This window comes from Streptomyces sp. NBC_00075 (assembly GCF_045041225.1).
Lineage (GTDB): Bacteria > Actinomycetota > Actinomycetes > Streptomycetales > Streptomycetaceae > Streptomyces > Streptomyces adonidis.
In genome coordinates, this window is sequence record NZ_CP108243.1 from 10,181,379 (window position 1) to 10,198,772 (window position 17,394).

Below are 17,394 nucleotides of genomic sequence, written 5' to 3' on the forward strand. Positions count from 1 at the left end.
TCAGGATGAACCTTGCACAGTGAATACGGAAGAAGATGCCGGGTCAGCAGTGATCAGGGGGAAGAGCTTGGGAAATCCCCTTTCGAGACGGTGTTGACCGGGGTGAAGACCGGAAGCTAGCTTCGCTCTACGGATTGTTGATTCCGCAGTGCGGAAGACGGAGGGTGTGGAATGGGGCAGGGCCGGCAGGAGAACGTGGCGACGAGTCTCGCGGGCGCCGTCAGCGAGGAGATCAGCGCTTCCCTCGCCCCCGTCGACGTGGAGCTGGAGCGCCGCTACCCGGGCGACCCGGGCACCCGCCAGCCCGTGCACACCGTCTACGTCCCCGGGGGCGCCTTCGCCGCCGACACCATCCGCTCCTGGGGCGACCAGGCCCTCGCGGCCCTCGACGAACACGCCCCGGACGCCGCCTCCTTCGCCGCCGTCCTCGGCCTCTCCGACGACCTCGCCGAAGCCGTCCACGACCGCGTCCGCGCCAAACTGGAGCGCGAGCCGATCGAAGACCTGCGCGTCGACTTCGAGGACGGCTACGGCCCGCGCCCGGACGCCGAGGAGGACGAGACGGCGGCCCGCGCGGCCCGGCTGATCGCCGAGGCGTACGAGAGCGGCACGGCGGCCCCGTACATGGGCATCCGGATGAAGTGCATGGAGGCGCCGGTCCGCGACCGGGGCATCCGCACCCTCGACATCTTCCTGACCGGCCTGATGGAGGCCGGCGGCCTGCCCGACGGGCTGGTCCTCACCCTCCCCAAGGTGACGTACGCCGAGCAGGTCAGCGCCATGGTCCGGCTGCTGGAGGAGTTCGAGAAGGCGCGCGGGCTCACTCCCGGCCGGATCGGCTTCGAGATCCAGATCGAGACGAGCCAGTCCATCCTCGCCACCGACGGCACGGCCACGGTCGCCCGGATGATCCAGGCCGCCGAGGGCCGCGCCACCGGCCTGCACTACGGCACCTTCGACTACAGCGCCTGCCTCGGCGTCTCCGCCGCGTACCAGGCCAGCGACCACCCGGCCGCCGACCACGCCAAGGCGATCATGCAGGTCGCGGCGGCGGGCACCGGCGTACGCGTCTCGGACGGCTCCACCAACGTCCTGCCGGTCGGCCCGACCGAACAGGTCCACGCGGCCTGGCGACTGCACTACGGCCTCACCCGGCGCGCCCTGTCCCGCGCCTACTACCAGGGCTGGGACATGCACCCCCGGCACATCCCGACCCGGTACGCGGCCGTCTTCGCCTTCTACCGCGAGGGATACGAACAGGCCGCGGCCCGGCTCTCCCGCTACGCCAACCGCGCGGGCGGCGACGTCATGGACGAGCCCGCCACCGCCAAGGCCCTCAGCGGCTATCTGCTGCGCGGCCTGGACTGCGGCGCCCTGGACACGGCCGAGGTGACCCGGGCGACGGAGGGGCTGACCAGGGCCGACCTGGACGGCTTCGCCCGGCCCAGGCGTGCGGACCTGACGGCGTCGCCCAGGTAGCACCCCTGTCACAAGAGCGGCCACGATCTTCCGCCGTCACACCCGCCCCGTAGTCTGTACGGACACACGGGTGGGTCACAGGAACGGGGCAGCGGTGTCTTCGGGGGAGCAGGGACAGACGTCCGGACGGCCGGAAGAACGGTCGGATGCACGGGCGGTGGAGCAGAAGGACGGGGCCGACCGGCTGCTGGCCGGCCGCTACCGGGTCGTGTCCCAGCTCGGGCGCGGCGGCATGGGCATCGTCTGGCGTGCGGTCGACGAGGTCCTCGGCCGCGAGGTCGCCGTCAAGGAGCTGCGCACGTTCACGGACGCCGCCGCACCCGAACTGGCCGCCCTGCGGCTGCGGATGCAGCGCGAGGCCCGCGCGGCGGCCCGAATACGGCACTCCGGGGTCGTCGCCGTGCACGACGTCGCGGAGATCGACGGCCGCCCGCTGATCGTCATGGAGCTGGTGGACGGCCTCTCCCTGGACGACGTGCTGCGTGAGCGCGGCACCCTGGACCCGCGCGAGGTCGCCCGGATCGGCGCCCAGGTCATGGACGCGCTGGCCGCCGCCCACCGCGTCGGCGTCCTGCACCGTGACGTGAAGCCCGGCAACATCCTGCTGGAGGACTCGGGCCGGGTCGTCCTCACGGACTTCGGCATCGCCACGATGGAGGACCCGGGCGACGGCTCGGCCACCCACCTCACCCGCAGCGGCGAACTCGTCGGCTCCCTGGACTACTTGGCGCCCGAACGGGCCCAGGGCAACGACCCCGGCCCCGCCTCCGACATCTGGGCCCTGGGCGCCACCCTGTACGCGGCCGTCGAGGGCGCCTCGCCCTTCCGCCGGACGTCGACCTGGTCCACGCTCACCGCGATCGTGGCCGACCCTGTCCCGGAACCCCGCCAGGCCGGTGACCTGGGCCCGGTCCTGCGGCTCCTGATGGCCAAGAGCCCGGAGGAACGCCCGGACGCGGAGACGGCAAGGGGCCTGCTGGAGGCGGTCGCGTCGGCAACGAGCGGTGCCACGGACACGCCCACGACCGGGCTTCGACGGCACGGGGCCGCCGCAGCAGGGGCGCAGGTGGGGGAGACGGCGGAGTCCGCCGCCCCGGCGGTCCCGTCGGGCTCCGGGCCCGCCGAACAGATTCCGTCCGCCCCCGAAGGCGCACAGCAACCGTCCCCCGGCTTCGGCCTGCCCGAGCCCATGACCGCCGGAGCACCAGGCAACGGCCCTGCCGGGCCCAAGGCGACCCTCGTCGACCAGGACGCCGACCACCTCGCGGACCCGACCACCTTCGCCTCCCCGGCTCCCGCCTCCGCCCGCCCCCGCCGCAGGGGACGTGCGGTGCTCACCGCCGCGGCCGTCACCGTCGCCCTCGCCGCCGGACTCACCGTGGCGCTCATCGGCGACGGCGACGACAGCGAGGCGAGCGACGGGCCCGTGGCTTCTCAGGAGAGCAAGGTCGGTACGCCCGCCACGGGCACCGGCCGGTCCGACACGGACCCCTCCGTCACCCCGACGCCCACCGACAAGGGCGCCGGAAAGCCCCCGTCCCCGACGACGACCACGCCCAGCACAGGGAACGACGCGCCCCCGGTCCCGTCGCGAACCTCCGGAACCGACACCACGGGCGCCACCCCCGGAGCCTCGGACACGACCGATCCGAGCGAAGGCGCGACCTCCAGTCCCGCCACCGCGTGCGTGTCCATCGGCGGCGGCAAGTACAACTGCTCGGTCTGGCGCACCGCCAAGTCCTACACCGCGTCCGGCACCCAGATGGGCGTCCTCTACTCGGGCACCAACTATTTCTACTGCCAGCAGGACCTGGGCCGCCGCGAGACCTCCGGCGAGTGGACGAACACCTGGTGGGCGAAGACCGACGACGACAGCGGCAACGCCGATGTCTATGTCAGCGACGTCTACATCGAGGGCGGCGCAAACGACGAACCGGTGCCCGGACTCCCGGTCTGCTGATCCCTCACGTACGACTCCAGACCGGACGCGACCACCAGCCCCTCCGCCGCGAACAGCAGGGTGCCCCGTTCGCACCGGTCCCGGTCGAAGCGGGCCCGCGTGCAGAACTCCTCGGGTGTGCCGCCGAACAGGTCCCTCAACCCCGGTGATCCGGCGAGGAGTTCGGTGAGCAGCGGGCGTTCTCCCGGATGGCGGCGCGGACTTCCGGACCCGTCGTGCAGCACTCCGCGCCGGTTGACGTACACGTACACGCCGGGCAGCCGCTCGCCCGACTCCAACTCGACGGTCACGTCGGGGGAGGGCAGCCATGCACGGTCGTACGGGCCTGTCGGCACCGGCACTCCCTCGCTGGCGTCGATGACGGCGAGCTGGTCCGTGTCGAGCCAGGTGACGAACAACTCCCGTACGTTTCCGGGGGCGTTGAAGGGCGACGCGGAGACATACCCGAGCAGGCTCACATGCGCCGAGACACCGACCTCGACACCGGTGACCTTGACCCGGGTCATCGGGAGCGGTGCGCGGATGCCGAACTCCGCCATCTTGTGCCGCAGTTGACCGGGGGAGGCGTTGGAGCCGACGGCGAGGACGGGCACGCGGCCGGGGAAGGGGGGTGCGTCGGATGCGTCGGAGGAGAGGGGGAGGAAGAGGTCGCCGTCCAGGATTCCGGACTCGGTCGGCCAAGTGCCCGGATAGGTGAGCGGGTGGTCGCGCGGGGCCTCGGCCAGGCCCAGGGACTCCAGGGTGCGCATCGGCGGCTCAGTCCGCCGGGGGCAGTTCCCCCGAGCCCCGGGTGATCAGACGGGTCGGGAGTTCGATGCGCTCCGGGGTGAGCAGGGTGCCGTCCAGCTGGCGGAAGAGGCGATCGGCGGCCGTGCGGCCGAGCTGGGCCGCGTCCTGGGCTACGACCGTGACGCCCGGCTGGAGCAGGTCGGCGAGTTCGAAGTCGTCGAAGCCCACCAGCGCGACGGGGCGGCGATGTTCGGCGAGGACCCGGACGACCGTGACCGTCACCCGGTTGTTGCCCGCGAAGATCGCCGTGACCGGGGACGGCCCGACGAGCATCTCCTCGGCCGCGCGGCGCACCCGCTCCGGGTCGGTGACGCCGAGCGACATCCACGCGTCCTCGACCGGTATCCCCGCGTCCTCCATCGCGGCGCGATAGCCGCGCAGCCGCTCGGCGGCGGTGTGGATGCGGGGCATGTCACCGATGAAGCCGATCCGGCGGTGACCGTGCGCGATCAGATGCGCGACACCGTCGCGGGCGCCGCCGAAACTGTCCGACAGGACGACATCGGCGTCGATCTGCCCGGCCGGCCGGTCCACGAACACCGTGGCGACGCCCGCCTTCAGCTCGGGCTCCAGATAGCGGTGGTCGTCACCGGCCGGGATGATCACCAGCCCGTCCACGCGCCGTGCGCACAGCGCCAGCACCAACTCCTGCTCGCGCTCCGGGTCCTCGGCGCTCGATCCGTTGATCAGCAGGGCGCCGTGGGCTCTGGCGATCTCCTCGACCGCACGGCTCAGGGGGCCGTAGAAGGGGTCGGCGAGGTCTTCCAGGACGAGGCCGATGCTCGCCGTACTGCCCTTGCGCAGCACGCGCGCGCTGTCGTTGCGGCGGAAGCCCAGCGCGTCGATCGCCTCCTGGACACGGCGTTCGGTCTCCGGGGTGACGCCCGGTTCGCCGTTGACGACACGCGAGACCGTCTTCAGTCCTACCCCGGCCCGTGCGGCCACGTCCTTCATGGTCGGACGGTTGCCGTAGCGGTTCTCCGGGCGGCGGGCGGTGTCGGCCACGATGCGCTGTCCTGTCCTGTCGTCCACGGGAATTCGGCGATCCACGGCGATCCGCTGCCGTGTCCTTGGACCAAGTTCTGGTCCGGGGGTGCGTCGTCCCTTTGTATGTATGAGGATGTGGCGTCGAGCATAGAGCCTGGACAACGTTGTCAGATGCGGGAGACACTGTCCACCGCTAACTCCGGACTGCGCCCCCACCGTCAGACCGGTCTGCCCTTTTACCGTGGTTGACAGGGAGATCCGACACTGATGCACACCGACCTCGTGGCCGCGCTCGACATCGGCGGCACCAAGATCGCCGGAGCGCTGGTGGACGGCCACGGCCGGATCCTGCTGCGCGCACAGCGCCCGACGCCCGCACGGGAGGACGGCGAGACGGTGATGCGCGCCGTCGAGGAGGTCGCCGCCGAGCTGACGGGATCGCCGCTGTGGGAAGGCGCGACGGCCGTCGGTATCGGCAGCGCGGGCCCGGTGGACGCCTCCGCGGGCACGGTGAGCCCGGTGAACGTACCCGGCTGGCGCGACTATCCGCTCGTCGAACGCGTCCGGGCCGTGACCGGTGGTCTGCCCGTCGAGCTGATCGGCGACGGGGTGGCGATCACGGCGGCCGAACACTGGCAGGGCGCCGCACGCGGCCACGACAACGCGCTGTGCATGGTCGTCTCGACCGGCGTCGGCGGCGGCCTGGTCCTCAACGGACGGCTGCACCCCGGCCCCACCGGCAACGCGGGCCACATCGGGCACATCAGCGTCGACCTCGACGGCGAGCCCTGCGCCTGCGGCTCCCGTGGCTGCGTGGAGCGCATCGCCAGCGGCCCCAACATCGCCCGCCGCGCCCTGGCGGACGGCTGGCAGCCCGGCCCCGACGGCGACACCTCGGCCGCCGCCGTGGCCGAGGCGGCCCGGGCCGGCGATCCGGTCGCCGTCGCCTCCTTCGCGCGCGCGGCCCAGGCACTCGCTGCGGGCATCGCCGCCACCGCGACCCTGGTGGAGATCGACGTGGCCGTGATCGGCGGCGGGGTGGGCAAGGCGGGTGACGTCCTGTTCACGCCCTTGCGCGCGGCCCTGAAGACCTACGCGACCCTGTCGTTCGTCCAGCGCCTGGAGATCGTTCCGGCGCAGATGGGCACGGACGCGGGCCTGGTCGGGGCGGCAGCGGCGGCGCTGACACGGAGGGTGGACGACGCGGCTGGGGCGGGCGTCTGAGGGGGCTTCTCGGGGGTGGGCGTCGGCCGGAACGGTCCTTCACCGGGCCGATGTCCGTTGCTTCTCTTCTCGGCCTGGTGTTGACGCGGAGGGAGGGCGGCGTGGCTGGGGTGAGCGTGGGGTGGGTGCGGGTCCGGCGGATTGGTCCTTCACTGGGCCGATGTCCGTCGTTCCTCCTCCCGGCCTGGTGTTGACGCGGAGGGTGGGCGGCGTGGTTGAGGCGAGCGTGGGGTGGGTGCGGGTGTCGGCCGGAATGGTCCTTCGTCGGCCGACACCCGCACCCCCTCTCTTCCCTCCCGGGCCGGCTGAGTGCGGAAACGGTTCAGTGGTCGTGAGCAGCGGCGACCGGCTGACTCAGCAACTCACCACCGCATCCGCCCAGTCCGCGTGGTCCGAGTCGATCCCGTCGCCGCCGTCGGTCACGACCAGGCGGATCGTGCGGGCGCCCGTCACGTCCGCCGAGAGGTTTTCGGCGGGCATGGCGTTGGTGAGGACGCCGGTGGAGGCGACCTTCGTACCGTCCGCCCAGATCTCGAAGGCGACGGTGCCGTTGGCGCCCTTCTCGTCGTCGACGCCCACGTCCGCGCCGACCGTCTCGCAGGCCGCCCCGGTGTAGAACTCGACGGCGCTCGACGCGTGGACGCCGAGCCCCTTGGCGTACACCGCACCGCCGATGGTGATCGGATGTCCGTCGCCCGCCGCGCTCTCCCCGTTGCTGGTGTTCCGTTCGACGGGACCGTACCCGTTGGTGGCCGACAGCCAGGGCAGGTCGCCGAGGGGTGAGGTGCCGGCGGGAGGTGCCACCACCACGGACGCGGTCAGCGGCAGCGTGCTATCGACGCGTGCGCCGGCCGGTGACCGGTAACTCGCCCTGAGCGCAAGGTCGTACGAGCCTGGGGGTGTCCCCTGTGCAGGTGTGAGCGTCCACCTCGTGCGCAGGGACCCGCCGGGTCGTACGACGGGGGCGTCGGTCGGGGACTTCGCCCGAACTGTCCATCCTTCGGGGGCCGTTAGAGCGACCGAGACGCGCGTGGCGGGGGTGCGGCCCAGGTCGGTGAGCGTCGTCGTGAGGGTGGTCGGCGTGCCCGCCTCGACCAACAGGGTGTTGTCCAGGGCGAGTTCGACGGCGGGCGGGTACTGGGACCAGCGGCGGTCGGCGGCCACCCGTACGAGGACCGTGCCATGTGCCGGGACCGTCGCCGAGACGGTGCCCGCGGTGTTGTACGTGCGGTGCTGCCACAGGTCGCGCAGGGTGTACGCGTCGGCGGCGGGCAGGCCGACGGCCGCCGCGGTCGTCGCGATCCGCCTGGCGCTGCCGGTCTCGTTGAAGAGGGCCACCGTACGGCTGCCGTCCGCCATCTCCTTGGCGACGACCCAGCCGCCGCCCTCGGACGAGACGACCGTGCCCTGGCGGCCCAGCGGGTCCTGGTCGACGGCGACGACCTCACGGTTGCCCAGGATGTCGAAGGTCGCGTCGGACGCGGACCGCAGGTCGGAGCCGATGAGAAGGGGCGCGGCCATGATCGCCCACATGGAGAAGTGGGAGCGGTACTCGGTGTCCGTCATGCCGCCGTTGCCGACCTCCAGCATGTCGGGGTCGTTCCAGTGGCCGGGACCTGCGTACTGGGCCAGCGGCAGGTTCTTCTTGAGGATCGACAGCATCGAACCCCAGGTGTCGCTGATGTCCCCGGTCGTACGCCACAGCTGGCCGACGTCCGCCGCCCACTCCCAGGGCTTGTTCTGGCCCCACTCGCAGATGCTGTAGACGATGGGCCGGCCGGTCGCCAGGAGCGCGTCGCGCATGGTCGTGTAGCGCAGCTTGGCGTCCACGCCCTGGTTGTTGCAGTTGTCGTACTTGAGGTAGTCGACGCCCCAGTCGGCGAACTGCTGGGCGTCGCTGTACTCATGGCCCAGCGCCCCCGGGAAGCCGGCGCTGTTGCACGTCTTCGTGCCCGCGCTGGTGTAGATGCCGAGCTTGAGGCCCTTGGCGTGCACGTAGTCGGCGACCGCCTTGATCCCGTTGGGGAATCGGACGGGGTCGGGCACGAGCTTCCCGTCGGCGTCGCGCTGCGGCAGGGCCCAGCAGTCGTCGAGGTTGACGTACTCGTAGCCGACGTCCTTGAGGCCCTTCGCCACGAAGATGTCCGCGATCCCCTTGACCATGGCCTCGTTGAACTCCGCCCGGCAGTGCGTGGAGTTCCAGTTGTTGAAGCCCATCGGAGGGGTGAGTGCCAGGCCGGCGGTCGGAGCGGTAAGGGCGGGTGTGGCTTCCGGGGGAGCGGCCAGTGCCGGGGCGGTGAACCCGGCCGTGAACAGCAGAGCCGTCGCGGCTAATGCTCCGATCACTCTGTGACGGGTTGTGCGGGTGTGAAGGTGACGCATCGTTACGTTCCTCCGTACTCGCGAGATATGGGATGACGTCATGTCCGCGTCATCGGTGTGCGTTTACGGTAGGCCGTATACCGGCGGGCAGCCAGACCTCCGATGTCCGGGTGGCTCGGCAGGAGTCGGGCTGGAGTCGGGTTGGAGTCGGACCGGGGTCGGACCGGAGCCGGAGTCGATCAGGGCGTGACCCCGGCCCCGGTTCCGCAGTTGATCCGGGCATGAAGAAGCGCAGCATGCTCGCCATCGCCTCCCTCGCCACCGGGTTCGTCGTCGCGGCGATCACCCCGTCCCACGGTCTCGGCGCCGACGCCCTGGGTGATCTGAACGTGGACGACACGCTCAGTGCCCTCGACCACACCGTCGCCAGCGACAGCCTGGCCGTGGACGACGACGCGCTGGGAGGCGACAGCACCACCGGCTGACGTGCCGGACGTGGTGAAAGTGGCGCCGGTGTCCCGTGAGACGGGGCACCGGCGCCACTGTGTCGGCGGCCTCAACGTGATCTGGTTTCCGTGGCAGGGTGGAGCGGGCAAGCCTCAGGGGTCCAACAGAAGAGGGGGAAACGTGATCGTCTGGGTCAACGGCGCGTTCGGTGCGGGGAAGACCACCACCGCACGAGAACTGATCGAACTGATCCCGAACAGCACGCTCTTCGACCCCGAGGTCATCGGTGGGGCACTCGCACATCTGCTGCCGCCCAAGCGCCTCGCCGAGGTCGGCGACTTCCAGGACCTGCCGATCTGGCGGCGGCTCGTCGTGGACACCGCGGCCGCCATGCTCGCCGAGCTGGGCGGCACCCTCGTGGTGCCCATGACGCTGCTGCGCCAAGAGTACCGCGACGAGATCTTCGGCGGTCTCGCCGCCCGCCGGATCACGGTCCGGCATGTGCTCCTCGCCCCGGCGGAAACGATCCTGCGCGAGCGAATAGCCACCCGGGAGGTCCCGGACATCCCCGACGGGGAGATACGGGTACGGCAGTGGTCGTACGACCAGATAGAGCCGTACCGGACGGCGCTCGCGTCCTGGCTCACGGCCGACGCCCACCCGGTCGACACCAGCACCCTCAGTCCGTACGAGACGGCCGTGCGGATCGCCGAAGCCGTCAGCGCCGGAACAGCGCCGGTGTGCGACATCGTGCAGACCCCGGAACCCACCGGCGAGACGGTGGCCTCCGGGGTCCTGCTGTTCGACGAGCAGGACCGGGTGCTGCTCGTCGACCCCACCTACAAGGCGGGCTGGGAGTTCCCCGGCGGGGTCGTCGAGCGTGGCGAGGCGCCCGCGCGCGCGGGCATCCGCGAGGTCGCCGAGGAGACCGGCATCCACCTCACCGACGTACCCCGTCTCCTCGTCATCGACTGGGAGCCGCCCGCGCCGCCCGGCTACGGCGGACTGCGCCTCCTCTTCGACGGCGGGCGCCTCGACAGCACCGAGGCCGGCCGGCTGCTGCTCCCCGGCCCCGAACTGCGCGACTGGCGCTTCGTCTCCGAGGAGGAGGCCGCCGGCCTACTCCCGCCGGTCCGCTACGAGCGCCTGCGCGGGGCACTGCGGGCGCGCGAGCGGGGTGCCGCGCTCTATCTGGAGGCGGGAGTGGCGGTGGGGGAGGTCGAGGTGGAGTAGGCCCGGGGCCGGTCGACGCGGGTGAGCGGAGTCCGGCCCGCCGCGGATCGGCCTGCGGCCGCCGCGTCTGCGGCGGGCCGCCGGCCAGTTCCCGGCCCTGCCGTCCGGATCACGGCGACCTCAGTCACGGCGCGGTACGCCGGCCGATGTACGGGGATGCGCCCCTGGCCAGGGGCGCGACCCGCCGTGCGGCTTCGCCCGCCGTGCGGCTTCGCCCGCCGTGGGGCTTCGCCCGCCGTGGGGCTTCGCCCGCCGTGGGGCTTCGCCCGCCGTGGGGCTTCGCCCGCCGTGGGGCTTCGCCCGCCGTGGGGCTTCGCCCGCCGTGGGGCTTCGCCCGCCGTGGGGCTTCGCCCGCCGTGGGGCTTCGCCCGCCGTGGGGCTTCGCCCGCCGTGGGGCTTCGCCCGCCGTGGGGCTTCGCCCGCCGTGGGGCTTCGCCCGCCGTGGGGCTTCGCCCGCCGTGGGGCTTCGCCCGCCGTGGGGCTTCGCCCGCCGTGGGGCTTCGCCCGCCGTGCGGTCCTGGGGGTTCGGTTCTATCGAGTGGTTCAGGATGCCGCGTAGTTCCGGAGGAACAGGGCCTCTGTCACCGACAGGCGTTCCAGTTCCTCCGGGGAGACGCTTTCGTTCACCGCGTGGATCTGGGCCTCTGGCTCGCTCAGGCCGATCAGGAGGATCTCCGCCTGGGGGTAGAGCGAGGCGAGTGTGTTGCAGAGGGGGATCGAGCCGCCCTGGCCCGCGTACTGCATCTCCTGGCCCGGGTACGCGACCGCCATGGCCTCGGCCATCGCCGCGTACGCCGGGCTGGCGGTGTCCGCGCGGAACGGCTGGCCCTGGCCGATCTGTTCCGCGCTCACCCGCGCGCCCCACGGCGTGTGCGCCGCCAGATGCGCCTCCAGGAGCTTGGTCGCGGCCGCCGCGTCCACGCCCGGCGGCACCCGCAGGCTGACCAGCGCGCGGGCGCTCGCCTGCACGGACGGGGTGGCGCCGACCACCGGCGGGCAGTCGATGCCGAGGACCGTGACCGCGGGGCGCGCCCAGATGCGGTCGGCGACCGAGCCGGAGCCGATCAGTTCGACGCCGTCGAGCACCTTGGCGTCCTTGCGGAACTGCTCCTCGTCGTACGTCAGTCCGTCCCACGACGTCTCGTCCTTGAGCCCGTCGACCGTCGTCGAACCGTCCTCGGCACGCAGGGAGTCGAGGACGCGGATCAGCGCGGCGAGCGCGTCGGGCGCGGCCCCGCCGAACTGGCCCGAGTGCAGGTTGCCTTCGAGGGTGTCGATCCGGAGGCGTACGAGGGTCATGCCGCGCAGGGTCGCGGTGACCGTCGGCAGACCCACGCGGAAGTTGCCGGAGTCGCCGATGACGATCGAGTCGGCCGCCAGCAGCTCGGGGTGTTCCTCGGCGTACCGTTCGAGACCGCCCGTGCCCATTTCCTCCGAACCCTCGGCGATCACCTTGACGTTGACCGGGACGCCGCCGTTCGCCTTGAGGGCGCGCAGCGCGAGCAGGTGCATGATGAAGCCGCCCTTGCAGTCGGCGGCACCGCGCCCGTACCAGCGGCCGTCGCGCTCGGTCAGCTCGAACGGCGGGGTCTCCCAGCCGGCCTCGTCGAGCGGCGGCTGCACGTCGTAGTGGGCGTAGAGGAGGACGGTCTTCGCGTCCTCGGGGCCGGGCATGAAGCCGTACACCGACTGGGTGCCGTCCGGGGTGTCGAGCAGCGCCACGTCCTGGAAGCCCTCGGCGCGCAGCGCGTCAGCGACCCAGTTCGCGGCGGCCTCGCTCTCGCTCTTCGGGAACTGCTCGAAGTCCGCCACCGATTTGAACGCCACCAGTTCGGTCAGCTCCGCCCGAGCCCTCGGCATGAGGGAGGCGACGGTCTCGGCGACCGGATTCGAGGACATGGGCACGCTCCTTGTGGGTGCGACGTTGTACTGAGGAAGTCCTGTGATCCTCCCACAGCGGACTGTGGCGAAGCCCGCCGTAGGATGCGGGGGGACCAGGTGCGGCAGGCGGATGGATCAGGAGCAGCAGACCATCGTGAGCAGCGAGAACTCTTCGGCGGACGACGTGGCGCGGGTGTGGGACGTCGTTGTTGTGGGTGCGGGACCCGCGGGGGCCTCGGCCGCGTACGCGGCGGCGGTCGCGGGCCGCACGGTGCTGTTGCTGGAGAAAGCGGAACTGCCGCGCTACAAGACGTGCGGCGGTGGCATCATCGGCCCCTCGCGCGACTCCCTGCCGCCCGGTTTCGAACTGCCCTTCCAGGACCGGGTGCACGCGGTCACCTTCTCCAACAACGGCCGCTTCACCCGCACCCGCCGCTCCAAGCAGATGCTGTTCGGTCTGATCAACCGGCCCGAGTTCGACCAGCAGCTCGTCGAGCACGCTCAGAAGGCGGGCGCCGAACTGCGTACGGGCGTCACGGTGTCGCGGGTCGAGCAGCACGGCTCGGCGGTCCCGGACCGGCGGACGGTCGCCGTCGTGCTCCAGGGCGGCGAGACGGTGCTGGCCCGCGCGGTCGTGGGCGCCGACGGCAGTGCCAGCCGCATAGGAGCACACGTCGGAGTGAAACTCGACCAGGTGGATCTCGGCCTGGAGGCGGAGATCCCGGTGCCGGAGACCGTCGCCGAGGACTGGCAGGGGCGGGTGCTCATCGACTGGGGCCCGATGCCCGGCAGTTACGGATGGGTGTTCCCCAAGGGGGACACGCTGACCGTCGGCGTGATCTCCGCGCGCGGTGAAGGCGCGGCCACCAAGCGGTACTTGGAGGACTTCGTCGCCCGGCTGGGGCTGGCCGGCTTCGAACCGAGCATCTCCTCCGGCCACTTGACGCGCTGCCGTGCCGACGACTCGCCGCTCTCGCGCGGCCGGGTGCTGGTCTGCGGTGACGCGGCGGGCCTGCTGGAGCCGTGGACCCGCGAGGGCATCTCGTTCGCCCTGCGCTCGGGGCGGCTCGCGGGGGAGTGGGCGGTCCGGATCGCGGAGGCGCACGACGCCGTGGACACGCGCCGCCAGGCCCTGAACTACGCGTTCGCCATCAAGGCCGGGCTCGGCGTCGAGATGGCCGTCGGCCGCAGCATGCTGAAGGCGTTCGAGCGGCGCCCCGGTGTCTTCCACGCGGCCCTGACCGGCTTCCGGCCCGCGTGGAACGCCTTCCGGGACATCACCCGCGGCTCCACCTCGCTGGGCGAACTGGTGCGCACCCACCCGATGGCCGGGCGCGCCCTGACCGCGCTCGACCGGCCCTGACCGCCGTACAGGTCACGCGTGGTGTTCACGGTTTGACGGTGATCCGGAAGACGGGGTGCTTGGGGGCGGCGGCGAGCAGTTCCGCGTCGGTGGAGTCGGCGTTGACGTCGCCGAAGAAGCGCCCCACCTCCCAGCCCCACTTCTTGAGGTAGGTGCGCAGTACGACCGTCTTCTCCGCGTCCGGCAGCTCGACCGCGGTGAACTCCTGGACCCGGCGGCCGACCTTGAGCCGTCCGCCGCCGGCGGCGCGCATGTTCCGCACCCACTCGGAGTGGCCGCGCGCCGAGACGAGGTACGGGCCGCCCTCGTACGGCAGCGGGTTGACGGGCACCTTGCGCCACTCGCCGCTCTTGCGGCCGAGCACCGACAGCTCGGCGCTGCCCATGAGGCTCACGCCGCGCCGTGCGAGCCAGCCGATGAGGTTGTTCGTGGCCCGGTCGAAGGCATTGGGCTTGATGTAGTGGGCCGACGGCGACGACATGGGGTCCTCCTGGGGTCAGAGAGCGTGAGTGCGATGCTTGCGAGAGCACTGCTCTCGCTTGAGAGCAGTCTGTCGGAGATCGGTGATCCAAAGCAAGAGCACTGCTCTCTTTTTAGTTCGGCGCTCTCGTTTGTGTGCACTGCTCCGAAAACATGGAACACTCGCACGTATGAGCACCGCACAAGGAGCCCGCGCCCGCGCCCGGATCGAGGTCACGTCGGCGATCAAGGACGAGGCGCGCAGACAGCTGGCGGCGGAAGGTGCCGCCAAGCTCTCGCTGCGCGCCGTCGCCCGTGAACTCGGCATGGTCTCCTCCGCGCTGTACCGCTACTTCCCCAGCCGTGACGACCTGCTGACCGCTCTCATCATCGATGCCTACGACTCCCTGGGCCAGGCCGCCGAGACCGCCCACGCAGCCGTCGCGGACGCCGGCGCAGGCCCGCTGCGCCGCTGGGTCGCGGTGTGCGAGGCGGTGCGCAGCTGGGCGCTCGGGCATCCCCACGAGTACGCGCTGATCTACGGCTCGCCGGTCCCCGGCTACAAGGCGCCCGACACGACGGTGCCGGCCGCCTCGCGCGTCGGTCTGCTGCTGATCGGCATCGTGCGGGACGCACACCGCAGCGTCGGTGTGGCGCGTACCCCGGTCCCCGCCGAACTGCGCCCGGAAGCCGAGCGGTTGGCCGCCGATCTCGCCCCCGACCTTCCGGCGGAGGTGGTGGCGGCGCTCGTCGCGGCCTGGGCCCAGGTGTACGGGCTGGTCGGGTTCGAGCTGTTCGGCCAGTTCAACCGCGTGGTCGAGGACCGGGAGACGTTCTTCCGGCACTCCGTGAGCCGGATCGCGCACGGGGTGGGGCTGGTGTTCCCGGAGAAGCGGTAGACGACCGGCGGCCTCGTACTTCCCGGGGAGTACGGCTGGTCACCTCGCCCGGCGGACGCCGTCGCCGCGTGGTGCCGTCTAGCGTGGCTGACATGGACGAGCAGCGCGTACGCGGGGGAGGCCCGCCCCGGTGGTGGGGGCAGGGGCCGCCGTGGTGGAACCGCGGTGACGGGCAGGGCGTGCCCGGGACGGACCGGGACGTGGGCAGCCGGTGGCCCTGGCGTTCCACCGTACTGCTGACGGTCTTCGTGCTCGCCGGTTCGAAGTACGCCGCCGAGCAGCAGGTGGGCGAGCACGCCGACCTGGACCTCTTCGCGCGCGTCCTGCTCGTCGTCGGTTCGGGACTGCTGCTGTGGCGGCACCGGCACCCGGTACTGGTCGCCTTCGGCACCGCGACGGCGGCCATGGTCTATCTCGGCGCCGGGTATCCGTACGGGCCGGTCTTCCTGACCGTCGCGCTGGGCTGCTTCAGCGCTGTCGTCGCCGGGCACCGCAAGGCGGCGTGGGCGGCCGTCGGGATGCTCTGGGCCGGGCATGTGCTGATCGCGCACTGGCTGTACCGGTGGCTGCCGCCGTCCGGGGACGAGCCCGCCGCCTGGGGTCAGGAGATCGTGGTCGCCGCCTGGGTGGTGGCGATCGTGGCGGTCGCCGAGCTGGTCCGGGTGCGGCGGGAGCAGTGGGACCGGGAGCGTGCCGAGCGTGCCCAGGCCGCCCGGCGGCGCGCGGACGAGGAGCGGCTGCGGATCGCGCGCGAGCTGCACGACGTACTCGCGCACAGTATTTCGGTCATCAATGTGCAGGCCGGGGTCGGTCTCGCGCTGCTCGACTCCGATCCCGAGCAGGCCCGTACCGCGCTGACCACCATCAAGGCGGCCAGCAAGGAGGCGCTCGGGGAGGTGCGTCAGGTGCTTGACACGCTGCGTACGCCGGGTGACGCGCCGCGCGCTCCGGCGCCGGGGCTCGACCGGCTGCCCGAGCTGGTGGAGCAGGCGGCGGGGGCCGGGCTGACCGTCGAGGTGCGGGGCGAGGCGCCGAAGCTGTCGCCGGGTGCCGATCTGGCCGCCTTCCGGATCGTCCAGGAGGCCCTCACCAATGTCGTACGGCACTCCGGTTCGCGGCACGCGCGCGTACGGGTCGATGCGGCGGACGGCGTCCTGCGGCTGCGCGTCGACGACGACGGGCCCGCGACCGGCGCAGACGCGGGCGGCAGCGGGAACGGGCTGGCCGGGATGCGGGAGCGGGCCGCCGCCCTCGGTGGCACGATCGAGGCGGGGCCGCGCGCGGACGGCGGTTTCCGGGTGCTGGCGGTGCTGCCGCTCAAGGTGACGACGGTGAAGGGGGACCGGTGATCCGTGTACTGCTCGCCGACGATCAGTCGTTGGTCCGCGCGGGGTTCAGGGCGTTGCTCGACGCACAGCCCGACATCGAGGTGGCGGGCGAGGCCGCCGACGGGGAGGAGGCGCTGCGTGGCGTACGCGAACTGCGCCCCGATGTCGTCCTGATGGACATTCGGATGCCCGTGCTGGACGGGCTGGCCGCGACCCGCCGGATCACCGACGACGCGGCACTGAACGACGTCCGGGTGGTCATGCTGACCACCTTCGAACTCGACGAGTACGTCTTCGAGGCGATCCGCTGCGGTGCCTCCGGCTTTCTGGTCAAGGACACCGAGCCGGACGAACTCCTGCGCGCCGTACGGGCGGTGGTCGCGGGCGACGCGCTGCTCTCGCCCGGGGTCACCCGGCGCCTGATCGGCGAGTTCGCCGCCCGCTCGAAGGAACCGGCCGCCGCCGACGCCCTGACCCGGCTCACCGAACGGGAGCGGGAGGTGATGGCGCTGGTCGGCATCGGCCTGTCCAACGAGGAGATCGCCCGCCGTCTGGTCGTCAGCCCTCTCACCGCCAAGACCCATGTGAGCCGCACGATGGTGAAGCTGGGCGCCCGCGACCGGGCCCAACTGGTCGTGCTGGCCTACGAGTCGGGGTTGGTCAGGCCGGGCTGGCTCGGCTGAGTGGCGACACTGTCGTCGGTCTCGCGGGTGAAGCGGTTCAGTACGCTCACCACGCGCACCACGAAGAGGACGGTGCCCAGCGTCGCGCCCGAGGCGACGAGCGTGTCCTGGGGGCCGTCCGACAGTTCGAAGACCCACGCCGGTCCGGCCACCACCCCGAAGACGACGGCAGCCAGGAACAGGGCGCTGCACAGGGCGTATCCGATCTCCACGGTGACCGCGTCCCGCCGAGCCTGGGAGCCTCGCGTACGGCCCTGCCCCAGATGTCCCCCGTAGTTGTCCATCCGGTGAGTGAAACAGGCGGATGCCCGGCCGGGCAAGCAGCCCCGGCCGGGCACGG

The 17,394-nt window shown here is 72.0% G+C and carries 15 protein-coding genes; 9 read left to right on the forward strand and 6 right to left on the reverse strand.

Going from position 1 to position 17,394, the window contains the following annotated elements; all coding sequences use genetic code 11:
* The first annotated feature begins 171 nt into the window (after positions 1–171).
* Together OG787_RS44520 and OG787_RS44525 are read left to right on the forward strand one after the other, a co-directional pair.
* A complete protein-coding gene (locus OG787_RS44520; protein ID WP_405539124.1) occupies positions 172–1,479 on the forward strand; it encodes a DUF6986 family protein in 1,308 nt (435 codons plus the stop codon).
* Positions 1,480–1,573: 94 nt separating this feature from the next.
* Positions 1,574–3,439, forward strand: coding sequence for a protein kinase domain-containing protein (locus OG787_RS44525; RefSeq protein ID WP_405539126.1), 1,866 nt, complete (start codon positions 1,574–1,576; stop codon positions 3,437–3,439).
* On the opposite strand, the gene OG787_RS44530 is transcribed toward OG787_RS44525, so the two are convergent.
* Together OG787_RS44530 and OG787_RS44535 are read right to left on the reverse strand one after the other, a co-directional pair.
* On the reverse strand, positions 3,385–4,188 hold the full coding sequence (locus OG787_RS44530) for a hypothetical protein (protein WP_405539128.1): 804 nt from the start codon (positions 4,186–4,188) through the stop codon (positions 3,385–3,387). The genes OG787_RS44525 and OG787_RS44530 overlap by 55 nt on opposite strands.
* Before the next feature lie 7 nt (positions 4,189–4,195).
* Positions 4,196–5,260, reverse strand: a complete 1,065-nt coding sequence (locus OG787_RS44535; RefSeq protein ID WP_369031992.1) for a LacI family DNA-binding transcriptional regulator — start codon at positions 5,258–5,260, stop codon at positions 4,196–4,198.
* A gap of 222 nt (positions 5,261–5,482) precedes the next feature.
* Here OG787_RS44535 and OG787_RS44540 point away from each other — a divergent pair, with 222 nt between their 5' ends.
* Positions 5,483–6,439, forward strand: coding sequence for an ROK family protein (locus tag OG787_RS44540; protein ID WP_369031991.1), 957 nt, complete (start codon positions 5,483–5,485; stop codon positions 6,437–6,439).
* A gap of 354 nt (positions 6,440–6,793) precedes the next feature.
* On the opposite strand, the gene OG787_RS44545 is transcribed toward OG787_RS44540, so the two are convergent.
* On the reverse strand, positions 6,794–8,821 hold the full coding sequence (locus OG787_RS44545; protein WP_405539131.1) for an NPCBM/NEW2 domain-containing protein: 2,028 nt from the start codon (positions 8,819–8,821) through the stop codon (positions 6,794–6,796).
* 221 nt (positions 8,822–9,042) lie between these two features.
* Between OG787_RS44545 and OG787_RS44550 the strand changes: the two genes are divergently transcribed.
* Both OG787_RS44550 and OG787_RS44555 read left to right on the forward strand, forming a co-directional pair.
* Positions 9,043–9,246, forward strand: coding sequence for a hypothetical protein (locus OG787_RS44550; protein WP_389348262.1), 204 nt, complete (start codon positions 9,043–9,045; stop codon positions 9,244–9,246).
* Positions 9,247–9,388: 142 nt separating this feature from the next.
* A complete protein-coding gene (locus OG787_RS44555; RefSeq protein WP_405539133.1) occupies positions 9,389–10,441 on the forward strand; it encodes an NUDIX domain-containing protein in 1,053 nt (350 codons plus the stop codon).
* A 543-nt stretch (positions 10,442–10,984) separates the two neighbouring features.
* Here OG787_RS44555 and OG787_RS44560 read toward each other — a convergent pair.
* Positions 10,985–12,340, reverse strand: a complete 1,356-nt coding sequence (locus OG787_RS44560; protein ID WP_405539135.1) for a dipeptidase — start codon at positions 12,338–12,340, stop codon at positions 10,985–10,987.
* 136 nt (positions 12,341–12,476) lie between these two features.
* Between OG787_RS44560 and OG787_RS44565 the strand changes: the two genes are divergently transcribed.
* Positions 12,477–13,685 carry a geranylgeranyl reductase family protein gene (locus OG787_RS44565; protein ID WP_369032011.1) on the forward strand — a complete coding sequence of 403 codons (1,209 nt, stop codon included), beginning with the start codon at positions 12,477–12,479 and terminating at the stop codon, positions 13,683–13,685.
* Between the two features lie 25 nt (positions 13,686–13,710).
* Here the strand turns inward: OG787_RS44565 and OG787_RS44570 are convergent, their stop codons facing one another.
* The gene (locus OG787_RS44570) at positions 13,711–14,166 is read right to left on the reverse strand and encodes a nitroreductase family deazaflavin-dependent oxidoreductase (protein WP_405539137.1); all 456 of its coding nucleotides are present in this window, start codon (positions 14,164–14,166) and stop codon (positions 13,711–13,713) included.
* A gap of 169 nt (positions 14,167–14,335) precedes the next feature.
* Between OG787_RS44570 and OG787_RS44575 the strand changes: the two genes are divergently transcribed.
* From OG787_RS44575 to OG787_RS44585, 3 genes are all read left to right on the forward strand, one after another.
* Positions 14,336–15,043 (forward strand): TetR/AcrR family transcriptional regulator, encoded by a 708-nt coding sequence (locus OG787_RS44575; protein WP_405539139.1) that lies wholly within the window; start codon positions 14,336–14,338, stop codon positions 15,041–15,043.
* 92 nt (positions 15,044–15,135) lie between these two features.
* Complete coding sequence (locus OG787_RS44580) at positions 15,136–16,392, forward strand: sensor histidine kinase (protein WP_405539141.1); 1,257 nt, start codon at positions 15,136–15,138, stop codon at positions 16,390–16,392.
* Positions 16,389–17,054: a response regulator gene (locus OG787_RS44585; RefSeq protein ID WP_369031983.1), complete on the forward strand. Its 666-nt coding sequence runs from the start codon at positions 16,389–16,391 to the stop codon at positions 17,052–17,054. Before OG787_RS44580 ends, OG787_RS44585 begins: the two co-directional genes overlap by 4 nt.
* Here OG787_RS44585 and OG787_RS44590 read toward each other — a convergent pair.
* On the reverse strand, positions 17,015–17,338 hold the full coding sequence (locus OG787_RS44590; RefSeq protein ID WP_369031982.1) for a DUF6332 family protein: 324 nt from the start codon (positions 17,336–17,338) through the stop codon (positions 17,015–17,017). The genes OG787_RS44585 and OG787_RS44590 overlap by 40 nt on opposite strands.
* Positions 17,339–17,394: the final 56 nt, after the last annotated feature.